The organism is Pseudomonas sp. S2_E01, assembly GCF_054668365.1.
Genome location: NZ_CP162762.1, coordinates 3,278,906 through 3,295,082, shown reverse-complemented (window position 1 = coordinate 3,295,082; position 16,177 = coordinate 3,278,906). Strand labels below are relative to the sequence as shown.

The 16,177-nt window shown below is 61.3% G+C and carries 18 protein-coding genes; 6 read left to right on the top strand and 12 right to left on the bottom strand.

Going from position 1 to position 16,177, the window contains the following annotated elements:
• Positions 1 to 49 precede the first annotated feature (49 nt).
• Entirely contained in the window at positions 50 to 766 is a 717-nt protein-coding gene (locus tag AB4O36_RS15070) for an alpha/beta hydrolase (RefSeq protein ID WP_460126455.1), read from the top strand.
• 3 nt (positions 767 to 769) lie between these two features.
• On the opposite strand, the gene AB4O36_RS15065 is transcribed toward AB4O36_RS15070, so the two are convergent.
• The 4 genes from AB4O36_RS15065 to AB4O36_RS15050 form a co-directional block, all read right to left on the bottom strand.
• Positions 770 to 1,336, bottom strand: coding sequence for a hypothetical protein (locus tag AB4O36_RS15065; protein ID WP_460126453.1), 567 nt, complete (start codon positions 1,334 to 1,336; stop codon positions 770 to 772).
• Positions 1,337 to 1,436: 100 nt separating this feature from the next.
• Complete coding sequence (locus tag AB4O36_RS15060) at positions 1,437 to 1,931, bottom strand: RES family NAD+ phosphorylase (RefSeq protein WP_460126451.1); 495 nt, start codon at positions 1,929 to 1,931, stop codon at positions 1,437 to 1,439.
• The gene (locus AB4O36_RS15055; protein ID WP_460139583.1) at positions 1,928 to 2,170 is read right to left on the bottom strand and encodes an antitoxin Xre/MbcA/ParS toxin-binding domain-containing protein; all 243 of its coding nucleotides are present in this window, start codon (positions 2,168 to 2,170) and stop codon (positions 1,928 to 1,930) included. Before AB4O36_RS15055 ends, AB4O36_RS15060 begins: the two co-directional genes overlap by 4 nt.
• Before the next feature lie 135 nt (positions 2,171 to 2,305).
• On the bottom strand, positions 2,306 to 3,073 hold the full coding sequence (locus tag AB4O36_RS15050) for a hypothetical protein (RefSeq protein WP_460139582.1): 768 nt from the start codon (positions 3,071 to 3,073) through the stop codon (positions 2,306 to 2,308).
• A 266-nt stretch (positions 3,074 to 3,339) separates the two neighbouring features.
• Between AB4O36_RS15050 and AB4O36_RS15045 the strand changes: the two genes are divergently transcribed.
• Positions 3,340 to 4,659, top strand: coding sequence for an Nramp family divalent metal transporter (locus AB4O36_RS15045; RefSeq protein ID WP_460126445.1), 1,320 nt, complete (start codon positions 3,340 to 3,342; stop codon positions 4,657 to 4,659).
• Between the two features lie 137 nt (positions 4,660 to 4,796).
• Here AB4O36_RS15045 and AB4O36_RS15040 read toward each other — a convergent pair whose 3' ends face one another.
• From AB4O36_RS15040 to AB4O36_RS15030, 3 genes are read right to left on the bottom strand one after another with little or no spacing between them, the layout of a single operon-like run.
• A complete protein-coding gene (locus AB4O36_RS15040; protein ID WP_460126443.1) occupies positions 4,797 to 5,978 on the bottom strand; it encodes an acetyl-CoA C-acetyltransferase in 1,182 nt (393 codons plus the stop codon).
• 11 nt (positions 5,979 to 5,989) lie between these two features.
• Entirely contained in the window at positions 5,990 to 6,655 is a 666-nt protein-coding gene (locus tag AB4O36_RS15035) for a CoA transferase subunit B (protein WP_460126441.1), read from the bottom strand.
• A gap of 36 nt (positions 6,656 to 6,691) precedes the next feature.
• Positions 6,692 to 7,390, bottom strand: a complete 699-nt coding sequence (locus tag AB4O36_RS15030) for a CoA transferase subunit A (RefSeq protein ID WP_007975747.1) — start codon at positions 7,388 to 7,390, stop codon at positions 6,692 to 6,694.
• A 174-nt stretch (positions 7,391 to 7,564) separates the two neighbouring features.
• Here AB4O36_RS15030 and AB4O36_RS15025 point away from each other — a divergent pair, with 174 nt between their 5' ends.
• Complete coding sequence (locus AB4O36_RS15025) at positions 7,565 to 8,449, top strand: LysR substrate-binding domain-containing protein (RefSeq protein ID WP_460126439.1); 885 nt, start codon at positions 7,565 to 7,567, stop codon at positions 8,447 to 8,449.
• A 28-nt stretch (positions 8,450 to 8,477) separates the two neighbouring features.
• On the opposite strand, the gene AB4O36_RS15020 is transcribed toward AB4O36_RS15025, so the two are convergent.
• Positions 8,478 to 9,320, bottom strand: a complete 843-nt coding sequence (locus AB4O36_RS15020) for an NAD-dependent protein deacetylase (protein WP_460139581.1) — start codon at positions 9,318 to 9,320, stop codon at positions 8,478 to 8,480.
• Between the two features lie 173 nt (positions 9,321 to 9,493).
• Positions 9,494 to 10,540 (bottom strand): class I SAM-dependent methyltransferase, encoded by a 1,047-nt coding sequence (locus tag AB4O36_RS15015; RefSeq protein WP_460126435.1) that lies wholly within the window; start codon positions 10,538 to 10,540, stop codon positions 9,494 to 9,496.
• A 287-nt stretch (positions 10,541 to 10,827) separates the two neighbouring features.
• Between AB4O36_RS15015 and AB4O36_RS15010 the strand changes: the two genes are divergently transcribed.
• From AB4O36_RS15010 to AB4O36_RS15000, 3 genes are read left to right on the top strand one after another with little or no spacing between them, the layout of a single operon-like run.
• Positions 10,828 to 12,165, top strand: a complete 1,338-nt coding sequence (locus AB4O36_RS15010; RefSeq protein WP_460139580.1) for an acetamidase/formamidase family protein — start codon at positions 10,828 to 10,830, stop codon at positions 12,163 to 12,165.
• A 10-nt stretch (positions 12,166 to 12,175) separates the two neighbouring features.
• A complete protein-coding gene (locus AB4O36_RS15005; protein WP_460139579.1) occupies positions 12,176 to 13,015 on the top strand; it encodes an HvfB family MNIO-type RiPP peptide maturase in 840 nt (279 codons plus the stop codon).
• On the top strand, positions 13,008 to 13,760 hold the full coding sequence (locus AB4O36_RS15000) for an HvfC family RiPP maturation protein (protein WP_460139578.1): 753 nt from the start codon (positions 13,008 to 13,010) through the stop codon (positions 13,758 to 13,760). The genes AB4O36_RS15005 and AB4O36_RS15000 overlap by 8 nt, the downstream gene beginning before the upstream one ends.
• A 108-nt stretch (positions 13,761 to 13,868) precedes the next feature.
• Here AB4O36_RS15000 and AB4O36_RS14995 read toward each other — a convergent pair whose 3' ends face one another.
• From AB4O36_RS14995 to AB4O36_RS14985, 3 genes are read right to left on the bottom strand one after another with little or no spacing between them, the layout of a single operon-like run.
• Positions 13,869 to 14,816: a phosphatidate cytidylyltransferase gene (locus AB4O36_RS14995; RefSeq protein ID WP_460126432.1), complete on the bottom strand. Its 948-nt coding sequence runs from the start codon at positions 14,814 to 14,816 to the stop codon at positions 13,869 to 13,871.
• The gene (locus AB4O36_RS14990; protein WP_460139577.1) at positions 14,813 to 15,412 is read right to left on the bottom strand and encodes a lysophospholipid acyltransferase family protein; all 600 of its coding nucleotides are present in this window, start codon (positions 15,410 to 15,412) and stop codon (positions 14,813 to 14,815) included. The genes AB4O36_RS14995 and AB4O36_RS14990 overlap by 4 nt, the downstream gene beginning before the upstream one ends.
• Positions 15,399 to 16,031 carry a CDP-alcohol phosphatidyltransferase family protein gene (locus AB4O36_RS14985; RefSeq protein WP_460139576.1) on the bottom strand — a complete coding sequence of 211 codons (633 nt, stop codon included), beginning with the start codon at positions 16,029 to 16,031 and terminating at the stop codon, positions 15,399 to 15,401. The genes AB4O36_RS14990 and AB4O36_RS14985 overlap by 14 nt, the downstream gene beginning before the upstream one ends.
• Positions 16,032 to 16,177 lie beyond the last annotated feature (146 nt).

Here is a 16,177-nt window from a genome sequence, read left to right as displayed (position 1 = left end):
CACAATGTTAGGCTTTGCGGCGAATCCTGCGCTTTGTGAAGGAAGCCTCATGTTGAAAGTTCTCGCTCTGCTGGCACTGCTGATGTCCGCCACCGTCCATGCCCAACCCATGCTGCACACCGACCTGCCGCTCAAATACCTTGAGCAGGCCAGCTCCGATTCCGTCGATCAACCGCTGGTCATCTTCCTCCACGGCTACGGCAGTAACGAGCAGGATCTGTTCGGCATCAAGGACGAGCTTCCGGCGCGCTATACCTACCTGTCGGTGCGCGCACCGATGGTGATGCAGGAGGGCAGCTATCAGTGGTTTCGCAAGAAAGGCGAGGGTGCCTACAACGGTGATACGGAAGATCTGAAAACCAGTGGTCAGGTGTTGCTGGATTTCATCACACAGGCCGCGAAGAAATATCACACCGAGCCAGGCAAGGTTTACCTGGTGGGTTTCAGCCAGGGCGCGATCATGTCCTACGAAGTGGCGTTGCGTCACCCCGAGGCCGTGGGTGGGATCGCCGCGTTGAGCGGTCGGATCTTGCCGGTGCTCAAGTCCGAACTCAAACCTGAAGAAAAGCGCCAGTCATTGGCAATCTTCATTGGCCATGGCACGGCAGACAAACGCTTGCCTTTCAACGATGGCACCGAGGCTGAAAGCCTGTTGAAGAGCCTGTCACTCAAACCCGAGTTTCACGCCTACCCGGGCGTGGGACACAGCATCAGTGCCACCGAGATGCAGGACTTGAGCGCCTGGCTGCAACGCCTTAATCCCTGATTTTCACTTGCCCGAGACGATTTGCTTGATCAGCGCTTCGTGGCCGGCATTGTCGCTGAGGCGGGATATCACCTGAACCAATGCCATGCGCGTGCCCGAGGCCGCCATCAGTGTGGTATCGAGGGTCTTGCCGCCGCCCTGGGTGGCGGTGCTGTCGATTTGCCTTACGCCCAGGCCGGTGCCTTTTTGTGTGAAGCTTTTTTCGCTGAGTTTGGTGAAGTCCGGCAATGCCTTGGCTTGCTCGGTGGCAAAGTCGGCGGCTGCGGCGTCCAGGAACGCCCCGTCGTTGTCCTTGGCATTAACGCCGCCGGGGACGGTGTTCTCGGCGACGATGACCACGGTCTTGGTGGTCTCATTGGTGTACATGGTACCGCTCGCACCGGTCGGGCTGGCCGGAAGAGGGTTGGCAACAAAGCCCTTGGGCAAGGTGAACTTGAATTTAGCGCCCAGCAGCGAAACCTTCGGCGCCGGCCCGGTATCGGCTGCCTTGGCAGCATAGGCATTCAAAGTCCCCAGGCTGGCCACCGCAGCCAGCAACAGGACAACGGCTTTTTTACTCAACAGTGACATTCGTACTCTCCAGGGTGGACTCGCGGTGGGGGGCGATCATCCCATGGAGGCTGTCGCGTGTTCCAGCGCGAGCTAACGGACGGTCAGGTGCTTGCGGGGTTCACGCGCACCTCACCAATCGGGTATCCAACCCAAAACGTTGCTGAGACACCAGTTGATAGTGATCCACCGCCAGATCGCAGCTGACCAGCAGGTTCCAGGAACACCCGTTCACTGCCGAAGGGATGAGCACAAAAGGATGCTCGGCCAACAAGCTGTCGGCGAACTGCTGCTGGTTGGGGGAAGGAGGGGATGGCGTCAGCCAATTGGGGTTCGGTAATTCTTCGGGTTGAACGATCTTGATCAGTTTTGAATCCAGCACTTCGAAACGCGTCATGACGTGGGGCACCCTGTCGATCAGGTCAAACCCGGCGTGGGCTGCCACTTCCAGGATGGCTGTGGAAGGGTCCGCCGACGCATAGATGATCCGGCGCCCTGGCGGATTCCAACGGCCACCGGCCTTTTGCGCACCGACCCCGCTGGCCCAGGTGTTTTTAAAGGCCTCGCGATCCAGGCGCCAGGCATGCCATTTTCCATCCCAGGGCAGAGGGTTCATTGATAGACCCCGTACTCGATACGGGTCAAATAACCTTCCACTCGCTCGAAACCGAGCGCGTTGTCGAGGAGTTCCAAAGGGATCTGGCCTTCCAGATGCTTGCAAGGACTGTTCAGCCATTGCTCGGCAAATGGTTTTCCGCCAAACACGCTATAGGCGTGATCGAGGAGCTGGGCATACTGAAAGGCTACGGGGTTTTGTTGCTGGTTCAATCGCATGGTGGCGCTCTCCTTGGCCATACCGTCTTTTGTCGTGACAACGCTACGCCTTGGGCTTCCGACGGCCAACCGGAAAAACATGTGGGAGAAATCTAGGAATAAGGGGTTTTTGTCGTCACTTGTGGGAAAGGTAAAAGGCCTCAGGTTGAGCAACCCTTATCCTGTCCGGGCTGGTTGGTTTAACAGGCGTTTAGTCACACCCAGCATCATCACCGATACCGCGATACCGAGCGCAAAACCACCGCCCAGGCCGAGTCTCGGCAAGGCCATCGCCACGACCAGGCAGAACGCGGCAAACGAATACATGCCGGTTGCCGTCGCCCGCAGCAGGGCGGCCGTGAAGGCCGGCCCGCGGCTCTGCTGGGAGAACACCGCCATCACACTGCCCAACACCGGAAACACCGCGAGCAGACCGCTCCAGCGTTCACCGACGGTGCTCGCCAGCCAGGTGACGGCGAGGGTCAGCAGGGCGCCTGCGATCATGCGCAGCAGCAATTTGTCGGATTTCGGCGCAGGGCCCGACACCACGGGTTGCACGGCGGGGAACAGGTACGGTGCCGCCAGCAGGGCGGTTGCAGCCGCGATCACCGAGATCACCAGGGAGGCCGGTATCAGCGACAGCACCCCGGCCGCCGTCGCCCAGACCAGCAATGAAACCGTCAGCGCCCACGGCCATCCGGCACGTTGGGCGACCTGGGCGTAGCAGATGCAGAAGGCGATCATCGCAAACATCGCCGACAAGGCTGCCGTCGCCGACTGCGCGGCGAACGCATCGCCCTGTTCGACGGCGAGGAAAAACAGAATCGGCCCGACGACCACTGGCAAACCCGACAACCAACCCGCAACACTCGGACCCCAACGTTTACCGGCCAGTGAAATCAGCAGCAGAAAACCGGGAATGACCAACAGTTTGAGCAACAGCACGCGTACACCTCCAACCTGTGAGTCGGCAACGTTAGCACCGTGATGAATGGATTGCTCTATATCCGCATTAATTTTGTATACAACATGCGCCCCTGTAGGAGCGAGCTTGCTAGCGAGGGTCGTTAACGGTGACGTGGGCTGTCTGGATGCCTGCGGTGTCTGGGGCTACCATCGCGGGCAAGCCCGCTCCTACAGGGCGTTGTCCCTTTGTCCGATCGGCGCGAAACGTCTAAGCTGCCCCTCCCGCCCGTTTCTGGAATGCCTGCGTGAAATTCAGTTTGCCCAAAATCGCCACTGCGCCTTTTTGCCCGCCGGAAGTCGCGGGCAGCGTTGCCGTTGATCCGCATGCGTCTTTCTTCAAGCGCGTGCTGCGTTTTGCCGGCCCAGGCCTGCTGGTGTCCATCGGCTACATGGACCCGGGCAACTGGGCGACCGCCATCGAGGCCGGTTCGCGCTTTGGCTACAGCCTGTTATTTGTGGTGTTGCTGGCAAGCCTGGCGGGGATGGTGGTGCAGTGTCTGTGTTCCCGCCTTGGCATCGCCACAGGGCGCGACCTGGCGCAGTTATCCCGCGAGCGCTACAGCACCCGAACCGCGCGGACACAGTGGGTACTGGCGGAAATCTCGATCATCGCCACCGATCTCGCCGAAGTGCTCGGCTGTGCGCTGGCGTTCCACTTGCTGTTGGGCTGCTCGCTGAGTGCAGGCATCGCCCTCACGGCGTTCGACACCCTGCTGGTGCTGGCCCTGCAGAACCGCGGCTTTCGCCGACTGGAAGCGATCATGCTGGTGCTGGTGGGCACCATCGGTGCGTGCTTTTTCGTAGAGCTGCTGTTGATCAAACCTTATTGGCCGGACGTTGCCCGGGGATTCACCCCATCACTTTCCGCCATCGGCGACGCCGCGCCGCTGTATCTGGCAATCGGGATCCTCGGGGCGACGGTGATGCCGCATAACCTGTATCTGCACACCTCGATCGTGCAGACGCGGATGATCGGCAAGGATCTGGCCAGCAAACAGGATGCGGTGAAACTGGCACGCATCGACACCATTGGCTCCCTGGCGCTGGCCTTGCTGGTCAACGCCGCGATCCTGATTCTCGCCGCGGCGGCCTTCCACAAGACCGGGCATACCGATGTGGTGGACATCCAGGACGCCTATCACCTGCTCGACCCGCTGGTGGGCGGAGCATTGGCCAGCGTCCTGTTCGGCGTGGCGCTGCTGGCGTCCGGGCAAAGTTCGACGTTCACCGGCACCATCGCCGGGCAGGTGATCATGGAGGGTTACCTGAACCTGCGAATTCCCTGCTGGCAACGCCGGTTGATCACCCGAGGACTGGCGCTGATACCGGCGTTCATCGGCGTGTGGCTGATGGGCGACAACGCGATTGGCAAACTGTTGGTGTTGAGCCAGGTGGTGCTGAGTTTGCAGTTGCCGTTTGCCCTGTATCCGCTGATCCGCATGACCAACGATCACCAGTTGATGGGGCCGTTCGTCAATCGTTTGCCGACACGGGTGCTGGCGTGGGGGCTGTTTGTGGTGATCAGTGGGGCCAATAGCTGGTTGATCCTGCAATTCCTGAGCTGATGCCCACGCCCCACAGGCAGGCCCGGATCCAACGCCAGAAAAAAAGAACCCGGTGACACCGAAAGGTGCACCGGGTGTTTTGCCAGGCTGCGACGGTTCTTCGTGGGTCCCCGTACAGCCTGTCGAACGCGTTGGGGTTACGCCCGTTCCAGCGCCAGTGCGACGCCTTGGCCCCCACCGATGCACAGGGTGGCGAGACCTTTTTTGGCGTCGCGCTTGATCATCTCGTGCAGCAGGGTTACCAATACGCGGCAGCCCGAGGCACCGATCGGGTGGCCGAGGGCAATGGCGCCGCCGTTGACGTTGACCTTTTGCAGGTCCCATTCCAGGTCCTTGGCCACCGCCAGCGATTGGGCGGCAAAGGCTTCGTTGGCTTCGATCAGGTCGAGCTGGTCGATGGACCAGCCGGCTTTGTCCAGGCAACGGCGCGTGGCCGATACCGGACCGATGCCCATGATCGCCGGGTCTACGCCCGCGTTGGCGTAGGCAGCGATTTTCGCCAGTACCGGAAGGCCCAGTGCCTTGGCTTTTTCGGCGCTCATCAGGATCACGGCGGCGGCGCCGTCGTTCAAGGACGAGGCGTTGCCGGCGGTCACCGAGCCGTCCTTCTTGAAGGCGGCTTTGAGCTTGCCCAGGGATTCGGCAGTGGTGCCTGCCCGTGGCTGCTCGTCGGTGGCGAAGGACAGCGGCTCGCCCCTGCGCTGCGGGATCAGGATCGGCGTGATCTCATCGACGAACCGTCCGGACTCGATGGCGGCCGTGGCTTTTTGCTGAGAAGCGGCGGCGAAAGCATCCTGTTGTTCGCGGCTGATGTTGTATTTCTCGACCAGATTCTCGGCGGTGATGCCCATGTGGTAGTCGTTGAACGCATCCCACAGGCCATCGCTGATCATGGTGTCGACAATCTGGGCGTGACCCATGCGCAGGCCGGTGCGCGCGCCGGGCATCACGTAATTGGCCAGGCTCATGCTTTCCTGGCCGCCGGCAATGATCACGTCGGCATCGCCGCAACGGATCGCTTGGGTGGCCAGGTGCAGGGCCTTGAGGCCCGAGCCGCAGACCTTGTTCAGGGTCATCGCCGGGACGGCGAAGGGCAGGCCAGCCTTGATCGAGGCCTGGCGCGCAGGGTTCTGCCCGGCGCCGGCGGTCAAGACCTGGCCCATGATCACTTCATCGACTTCGGCAGGGTCCAGGCCGGTTTGTGCCAGCAACTGGCGGATCACCGCGGCACCCAGGTCCACGGCGGATACGCTGGCCAGCGAACCCTGGAAACTGCCGATTGCGGTGCGCGTGGCGGCAACAATGACGACTTCTTGCATGGAAGGATTCCTCACTGGTCAGCGAACTGCATTTCTGGAACGTGCTCTGGCACGATCAGTTTACCGGCGGTTTTGGCAACGATTTCCTCGACGCTGACACCTGGCGCACGTTCCTTGAGAATGAACGCGCCGTTTTCGATTTCCAGGTAAGCGAGGTCGGTCAGTACGCGCTTGATGCAGCCCGCGCCGGTCAGCGGCAGGCTGCATTGGGACAAGAGCTTGGATTCACCGTCCTTGGAGGCGTGGGTCATGATGACGATGATGTTGTCGGCGCCGGCTACCAGGTCCATGGCGCCGCCCATGCCTTTAACCAGTTTGCCGGGAATCATCCACGAAGCGATATTGCCTTGCACATCCACTTCGAAGGCGCCCAGCACGGTCAGGTCGACATGACCGCCGCGAATCATCGCGAAGGATTCGGCGGACGAAAAGATCGAAGCGCCAATACGCGCGGTCACGGTTTGCTTGCCGGCGTTGATCATGTCGGCATCGATCGTTTCTTCGGTAGGAAACGGGCCCATGCCGAGCAGGCCGTTCTCCGATTGCAGCATGACTTCCATGCCTTCGGGAATGTAGTTGGCGACCAGGGTCGGAATGCCGATGCCCAGGTTCACGTAGAAGCCGTCCTGCATTTCACGGGCGACGCGTTGAGCCATTTGTTCGCGGGAAAGTGCCATTGTTGTTATTCCTTCATTCGGTCCGGGGGCAGAGGATCACTTGCGTACGGTGCGTTGTTCGATGCGTTTTTCGAACGTGCCGCAGATGATCCGGTCGACGTAGATGCCAGGGGTGTGGATCTGCGCCGGGTCCAGCTCGCCGGGTTCGACGATTTCTTCGACTTCGACCACGGTGATCTTGCCCGCCGTAGCGGCCAGCGGGTTGAAGTTCTGGGCGGTGTGACGATAGATCACGTTGCCGAAGTGGTCGGCCTTCCAGCCCTTGACGATGGCGAAGTCGCCGGTGATGGACTCTTCCATCAGGTATTTACGGCCGTGGAATTCGCGAACTTCCTTGCCTTCTGCAACCGGGGTGCCGACGCCGGTGGCGGTAAAGAAGGCCGGAATGCCGGCACCGCCAGCACGCATTTTTTCGGCAAGGGTGCCTTGCGGGGTCAGGATGACCTCGATCTCGCCTTTGAGCAGTTGCTCTTCGAACAGCTTGTTCTCGCCCACGTAGGAGGCCACGACCTTGCTGATCTGCCGGTCGGTCAGCAGCACACCCAGGCCAAAACCGTCGACACCGCAGTTGTTGGAGACCACGGTGAGGTCGCGGGTGCCCTTGCGCTTGATCTCGGCAATGAGGTTTTCCGGAATACCGCACAGGCCGAAGCCACCCGCGATCACGGTCATGCCGTCTTCAAGACCTGCCAGAGCTTCCTCGTAGGAACTCACGCGCTTGTCGAAACCTGCCATATGCACCTCTTTTATTCTTTGTGGGCGGCTGGCTAGCCGTATGGAATGAAGTGTCTCGCCGGGATATTCATTTGTTAAGTTGATTTTTAAGGTTGATTGATAGATAAAACTCAACAAAACACCGCTTCACGCTTGCAGCTTAAAGCTTGTAGCTTACAACTGGAGCCTCAGGATATGACCGTCAAGCAGATCCGCGCTTTCCTCGCCGTGGCCCAGAGCCTGAGCTTTGCCGTGGCCTGTGAGCGCTTGCACCTGTCGCAATCGGCCCTGAGCCTGACCATCAAGGCGTTGGAGGAGGGGCTGGGCGGCCGTCTGTTTACGCGCAACACGCGCAATGTGGCACTCACCGCCGAGGGCGAGGCGCTGGTGCCACTCGCCCGTCGTTTGATCGCCGACTGGGACAACGCCGAGGATGAACTGCGCCAGCGGTTTACCCTGCAACGCGGTCGCGTGACCCTGGCGGCGATGCCTTCCTTTGCCGGCAACCTGCTGCCGCCGATCCTCAAGACCTTCCGCGCCCGCTATCCGAACGTCAACGTCACGGTCAACGACGTGATCAACGAGCAGGTGCTGGAGCTGGTGCGCGATCGGCAGGTGGAACTGGGCGTGGCGTTCGAGCCGAGCATGACCACCTCCCTTGAGTTCACGCCGTTGTATCGCGATCGGTTTGTCGCGGTGGTGCCGCTGGATTCGCCATTTGCCAGCCGCGAAGACATCGACTTCCAGACGCTGCTGGAACAGCCGTTCATCACCCTGCAACGACCCTCGACGGTACGGGTGATGCTCGAAGAACATTTGCAGGCGCGGGGCATGAAGCTGCCGGTGGAGTTCGAAAGCCATCAACTGGCGACGGTGGGCCGCATGGTCGCCAGCGGCCTGGGGGTGAGCGCGGTACCGGCTTTGTGCGCCGGGCAGATGCGCGAACTGGGCGCACGCTGCATCACCTTGCAGGAACCCGTGGTGGAACGGGCGATTGGCGTGCTGACCAAGCCCGGGGTGGAGCTGTCTGCGGCGGCCCAGGCGTTGTTTGATGTGCTTCGCGAGTCGTGGAACTTGTAATCACCGCTCCTACAGGGGATCGGGGAGTTCAGGTGTTCAGTCGCTGCACCAGCAACGGCAACAACTGCTCGCAGGAGCCCTCGATCTTCAGGTCGAGCAAATCGTCTGCCCGGGTCTTACCCAGGTTGATCGCGATCAGCGGCTTGCCCTGATCCACCACCGCCCGGCACAGGCGGAAGGCCGAGTAGGCCATTAGCGAAGAGCCGACCACCAATAGCCCTGCGGCGTTTTCGACCGATTCCATGGCCTTGGCCGCCGTCTGCTGCGCCACGTTCTCACCAAAAAACACCACGTCCGGTTTCATCCGTTCCCCGGCGCAGTGGGGGCAGTGCGGCACCTGGAAACGTGCCTCGAACGCTGCATCGAGCAGGGTGTCGCCATCGGGTGCCTGCACGGCGTCGACGCCGGCCAGATAGGGGTTCTGCGCCTCCATCAACCGCTGGATCGAATCACGCTCGCTGTGCTGCGCGCAGTCCAGACACAGCACCCGATGCAGGCTGCCATGCAGTTCGATCACATGGCGACTGCCGGCCTGGTCGTGCAAGGTGTCGACGTTCTGGGTGATCAGGCCGCCTATCTGCCGCGTGCCTTGCAGCGTGGCCAGGGCTTCGTGCGCCGCATTAGGTTGCGCCTGGCGCACCCGCGGCCAGCCGAGCATGGCCCGGGCCCAGTAACGGCGGCGGGACTCCGGGGCACCGAGGAATTCCTGGTACATCATCGGTTGCCGGCCCCGGCGCACGCCCTGGTTGTCGCGGTAGTCAGGAATACCGGACGGGGTGCTGATGCCGGCGCCGGTCAGTACCGCGAATGGCTGCTCGGCCATGAAGTGCTGGAGGCGATCAAGCTGGTCATGGATCGGGCGGTCGAGCATGTTCAATACTCCGGGTCACCTTGAATCCATGCAGGTTACCACCTCAAACACACCCCTGTAGGAGCGAGATCGCGATGCGGTGTGTCATTCAAATCTGTATTGGCTGATACACCGCCATCGCGACGGTTCGACGCCTCGACATGCTCGCTCCTACAGGAAGGGGAAAGTAGGGCTTATTTCCTCGCCTCCAGAATCAGGTTGAACGGCGTTTCTGTCGCCCGGCGGAATGTGCTGAACCCCGCCTCGGTGAACACCTGGCGCAATCGTGCCTCGCCTGCCTGGGCGCCGAGCCCGAGCCCGACTTCCTGGGACAGCGAATTGGGCGTGCAGATAAAAGTCGAGGCGGCGTAGAAAAGCCGTCCCACCGGGGTGATATTGTCGTCGAGCCGGTCGTTGGCGAAGGGTTCGACCAGCAGCACCGTGCCGTTGGGTTTCAGCGACTGGCAGGCATGACGGGCCGCGCCCACCGGGTCGCCCATATCGTGCAGGCAATCAAAGTAACAGACGAGGTCATAGTCATTGCCGGGGTAACTCTTCGCGGTACCCTGGAAGAACCGCGCCCTGTCGGACACACCGCCTTCCTCGGCACGCTGGGTGGCGACGCTCACGGACGGAGCATGGTAGTCGAAGCCAACGAACTGCGACTGCGGGAACGCCTGCGCCATGATCACCGTCGAGGCGCCGTGTCCGCAGCCGATGTCCGCCACCTTGGCACCGGCCTGCAGTTTTTCGACTACGCCGTCCAGGGCCGGCAACCATTCGGCCACCAGGTGTGCGCGATACCCGGGCCGGAAAAAACGCTCGGTGCCGCTGAACATGCACGGATGGTGGTCCCCCCAGGGCAGGGCGCCGTTGCCGCGCATGGCGTTGACCAGTTTATCCTTGTCGTGGAAGAACGACGCGACCACGCCGACACCCCCCGCCACGTACACCGGCGACGCTTCGATCGCCAACGCCAGCGCTTGTTCTTCCGGCAGGCGGAACTGGCCGTCGTGGTGTTCCATGTAGCCCGAAGCCGCATGGGCGCTGAGCCATTCGCGTAGCAGGCGGGCGTTACAGCCGGTTTTGCCCGCAAGGGCCTCGGGGCTGATCAGTTGGCTGTCGGCCATGGCCCGATACAGGCCGAGCTCTTCGCCGAGGATGACATTGGCGAGCATGGCCGCGCCGCCCATGTCGCTCACCAGTTTGCCCATGAAATCGTTAAGCCTGGCCTCGTCCATCACGTGCGCTCCTGTTGCAGGGTCCAGGGTCATGTTGTTGGAGGCAGCGGGCTCTGGGCGGTGGTTGTGGGTTCATTGAGTTTAGTTCGCCGGCAGCGTGCAGGTGACCTGAGCGACGAAAGTACCTCTGATAACCACTTTTCTCTGTGGGATTCATGTATCGCAGTGTATCCAGGCACCCTCTCGATACACTCCCCACCATTTCCCGCTCGCCCCCGAACACAGCCCAGATACAAAGCTGCGATGAACTGTTCAGGTCGTTTGGCACCTACCGTCCGGGGATAACAATGAGCACGTTTAAGCCTGAAACAGACCTGAAATCCGAACCCGTGCAGCGTTTGCGCGTCGAGCAGTACACCAATGGCCTCATCGGCCCGAGCCAGCCGATGCTGGGCCCGTTGGCCGACGGTGGCACCCTGGTCACCGGGACGCCGCCTGGCTGCTGGGGGCCGATGATCACGCCGGCTTTCGAGGGCGGGCATGAAGTGACGCAACCGGTGGCCATCGCGGGAGCCGAGATCGGCGACGCCGTGGCGATCAAGATCAAAAGCCTGCGCGTCACCTCACAGGCAACGTCCTCCGGGGTGATGAGCTTTGTCGAAGGCCGTTACCACGGCGATCCTTTCGTTGCCAAATTCTGCTCCAAATGCGGCACCGAACACCCGGCGAGCCACGTCGAGGGCATCGGAGAGGATTCGATCCGCTGCAATACCTGTGGCGCAGAAGTCAGTGCGTTCCGGTTCAGTCATGGTTACGTGATCGTGTTCGATGCGCAGAACCAGGTCAGCCTGACCGTCAATCAGAATGTGGCCAACCGCCTGGCCGGCAATGCATCACAAATGTCGGCGCTTCCGGAATTCGCCGCGCAGCATTCGATCCTGTCGCTGGCCCGCGCCGATATTCCCGGTGTTGCCGCGCACATGCGTCCATTCCTCGGCAACATCGGTACAACGCCGTCCCGAGATCTGCCGGATTCGCACAACTGCGCCGATTTCGGCCAGTACCTTATCGGCGCGCCGCACCGTTTTGGCATGACCCGCGAAGAGCTGCACGCGGCCAAGACCGATGGGCACATGGACACCAATTCGATCCGTGAGGGCTGCGTGTTGATCTGCCCGGTGAAAGTACCGGGAGCCGGTGTGTACATGGGCGACATGCATGCCCAGCAGGGCAATGGCGAAATCGCCGGGCACGCCACCGATTGCTCCGGCGAAACCGAAGTGCAGGTGCAGGTGATCAAGGCGCTGAGCCTGGAAGGCCCGATCATCCTGCAAAACCTCGACGACCTGCCGCCCATGGCCCGGCCGATGACCGCTGAGCAGCGGCGCAACGTTCGCGAGCTGGGCGCACGCTGGGGCCAGACCGAAATCGAACAGAGCGGCCCGATCACCTTCATCGGAAGCGGCGAGAACCTCAACGTGGCGGTAGAGAACGGTCTGCAACGTGCCGCCAGCGTCACGGGCTTGCCCTACGACGAAGTGCTCAACCGCGCGACCATCACCGGCTCCATCGACATCAGTCGCTTGCCGGGCACCGTGCGCGTGACGTTCCTGTGTCCGATGGACGTGCTCGACCGCATGGGCATCGGCCATCTGGTGCGTGAGCAATACGACCTGACCCCTTGAGATCGACATCATGCAAACCTCTGTTGCCTCAATCAAAACCAGCGTCGGGCTGGGCCTGCGTCGCGGTTTGATGAAAGATCTCCTGGCGGCCCCGATGGGTGATTTCGACTTTCTGGAAGTCGCGCCGGAGAACTGGATCGGCATCGGTGGTGCCCATGGCGCGGCGTTGCACACCCTGGCCGAACGTTATCCGCTGTCCTGTCACGGCCTGTCGCTTTCGTTGGGCGGGCCGGCACCACTGGATGTCGGGTTCCTCCGCGAGGTCAGGGTGTTCCTCGATCACTACAAGGTGCCGTTGTACAGCGAGCACCTGAGTTACTGCAGCGATGACGGTCACCTGTACGACCTGTTGCCGCTGCCTTTTACCGAGGAGGCGGTGCATCACGTGGCTGCGCGGATCCGTCAGGCACAGGACATTCTCGGCCGGCGCCTGGCCGTGGAAAACGTCTCGTATTACGCCGCACCCCGGCAGGACATGGACGAGGTGACCTTCACCAACGCGGTGTTGCGCGAAGCCGATTGCGATCTGCTGCTGGACGTCAATAACGTTTACGTCAACTCGATCAACCACCGTTTCGATCCGCAGGCCTTCCTGGCCAACATCGACGCGGGTCGGGTGGTGGCCATGCACGTGGCCGGTCATTTCGATGAGTCGGATACCTTGAAAATCGACACCCATGGCGCATCGGTGAAACCGGCCGTGTGGTCGCTGCTGGCCGCGGCCTACGCGCGTTTTGGCGCCCAGCCGACGCTGCTGGAGCGCGATTTCAACTTCCCGGCCTTTACCGAACTGGTCGGCGAGTTGCAGACCATTCGCCGCTTGCAAACGGAGGCTCCGAATCGTGGATAAATCAGCCCTGTTCGATGAGCAAACCAACCTGGGTCGTTACCTGCGCGATCCCGATCACTGTGCGCCACCGGTCGGGATGGACATGGCACGGGTGCAAGTCTACCGGGACCTGATTTTCAACAACCTTTCGCTATTGCTCAGTGGCACCTTTCCAGTGTTGATCAGGATTCTCGGTGATGAGCGCTGGCGTGCGCTGATGCGCGCTTTCCTGCGTGACCATCGTGCGCGCACGCCGAAGTTCGGCGAGATCGCCCAGGAGTTCGTTGAATTCCTCGCCTCGCAACCCGCCTTGAGCGGGGAGGCCTGGCCGCCGTTCATGGTGGAGTTGGCACACTATGAATGGGTGGAAATGGCGCTGCAGCAGTCCGAAGCCGAGGCGTTTCCAGCCAGTGATGTCGGGCAGTTGTTGGGCCGCGCCTTGCGGGTTTCGGCGTTGGCATGGCCCCTGGCCTACACGTGGCCTGTGCATCGGGTGGGGTCGGACTATCAACCTGAAACATTGCCGGCCCAGCCGACCTTGCTGCTGGTGCGGCGGGTGGAAGACTGGAGCGTGAGGTTTTCCGAATTGAGCCCATTGGCCTGGCGGTTGTTGCAGCGTATTGGCGAGTTTCCTCAATTGAGTGGGGCAGAGCAGTTGCAGGGGTTGGCGGTTGAGGCCGGTGCGGTGGGATCGAATGAGTTCATCGAGAACGGCGCGGCGTTGTTGCGGCAGATGCATGCAGAAGGTGTCATCAACCCGGCGTGATAATTCCCCTGTAGGAGCGAGCTTGCTCGCGATAGCGGCGTATCAGTCTTCATGGTTTTGACTGGAAAACCGCTATCGCGAGCAAGCTCGCTCCTACAGGGGAAGTTGTTACGTCACCGAAAAAAAGTACCGCGTCAGGTGAAAGAAGATCGGCGCGGCAAAGCAGATCGAGTCCATGCGGTCGAGCATGCCGCCGTGGCCCTTGATCATGGTGCCCCAATCCTTGGCACTTAGACTGCGCTTGATCGCCGACATCACCAGCCCGCCGAGAAAACCCATGGCGACGATGACAAACGACATCAGCAGCGACTGCCAGAAGCTGAACGGTGTCATCCAGAACATGCAGCCGCCAATCAGGGTGGCTGACAAGCCGCCGCCGACCAGTCCTTCGACGGTTTTCGACGGGCTGACCAGCGGCGCCACCTTGTGTTTGCCGAACAGCTTGCCGAATACGTACTGCAACACGTCGCTCAACTGCACCACGAACACCAGATAGAACAGTAGTAGCGCGTTTTGCCCCTGGAAGCCTTCGAGGTCCAGGAGCAGCAGGGCCGGTGCGTGGCTGATGCAGTAGATGCAAATCATCACACCCCACTGGATTTTTGCGGTCCTTTCCAGAAACGCGTCCGTGTCCTGGCTCAGCACCGCAATCGCCGGCAGCAACAGGAAGGCGTACACCGGAATCAGCAGGGTGAACATCGAATACCAGTGCGTGCCGATCAGCAGGTATTGCAGGGGGATGAGGATGAAAAACGCGGAAAACAGGGCGTTGTGATCGCCCAGGGTGGTTGGCGTCAAGGTGATGAATTCCCTGAGCGCGAACAGCGAAATGAAGGCGAACAGCACGACGGTCGCATTGCCACCCAACTGGTAGGACACAAAGAAGATGATCACCATCCCCCACCAGGCATTCACCCGCTGGTTGAGGTTTTCGATGGTCGCCACCGAGCTATCCGATGTCGCGCGCCGGGCCAGCACACGGCCGATGATCGACGCCAGCGCCAGCAGGCAGGCGATGGCGAAGAAAAACCACAGGAACTTGTCTTCAAGACTCATTTGGACAGCCTCACAATGGCTTCACGCGCCCGCTCCAGAAACACTTGTTTTTCCTCATGCGCGATGCGGGGCAGAGGGTCGCCGATGCGGATGGTACAAATGATGGGCAACGGCACATGCTTGCCCTTGGGCATCGAACGGTGCAGGTTTTCCAGGTAGATCGGCACCAGGTCAACGTCCGGGAAGGTCTCGGCGAGCCGGAACAGCCCGGATTTGAACGGGCCAGGCAGGGCCTGGCTGGAGCGGGTGCCTTCGGGAAAGATGATGATCGAATGACCGTCGCGCACCACGTCGAAAATCGGCTCCAGCACATTCACTCCTGGCTCGGGGTTGCGTTCGATCAGTACGGCGTTGAGGCCTTGCTGCGAGATGTACGACAGGAATCGGTTCTTGCCCCAGTAATCGGCGGCGGCCACCGGTTTCACATTCTTGCGCGCTTCGGGAGGCAGGGCCGCGATGATCGCCAGGGTGTCCATGTGGCTGGTGTGATTGGCAAAGTAGATGCGCTGGCGCGACAGGTCCGGGGGGCTTTCCCAGCGCGCCGTCACGCCAATGAGAAAACGCAGGACGGAGATCAACGCATTACTGATCCACATGGGCGGCCCCTTTGAGTTGCCTGGCAATGGCCAGCGTGCGCGTGACGCAAGTGGCGGCGGAGCCGACGGCGATGATGATCAGCGCGATCAACAAGACGTAGTGGCTGGCGTAGACCGCCGCTTCGACGGCGTTGAGCAGCAGCGCCAAGGTCATCACCGCCATCCGGTGCTGCTTGGCCATCGGGCCGATGAAGCTCTGCGCCAGCCCGATGGAGCCGCCAAACACCCGCACGTAAGCGGTCAGCGCCGCCGCCAGCGCGGCAAACCAGCCCAGTTCCGAATAGCCGATGGCGTAGCCGAGTCCGACGATCAGCAGGCTGTCGGCGATGCGGTCGGGAAATTCGTTGTACAGGCTGCCGATAGGGGATTGCTTGCCGCCCTCGATCGCCACCATGCCGTCGAACAAATTGCACAACAGGCGCAGTTGAATGCCAATGGCGCAGAGGATCGAGCCAGCAACGCCTGTGTCGATGTTCAGCGCGCTGATGCCGATCAGCGCGAAAACGATGCTCGCCACGGAAATCTGATTGGGGGAGAGGTCGCGCTTGACCAGGATGTCGGTGATACGTCTGGCCCATCCCGAAGAACGGGTCTTGATGGGCCGGCGGTTTTCATCCATTGGCGTGTCCTTGGCAATGATGAAGAGGGGACTGGAGTTTCAATATAGAGGCTTTCCGTGGCCTCTGCTCTGTGCTGCCTTGAACTGGTAGGAGCGAGCTTGCTCCGGGCGGCGTTCCGACGATGGTGGCCCACACACCGCGGGGA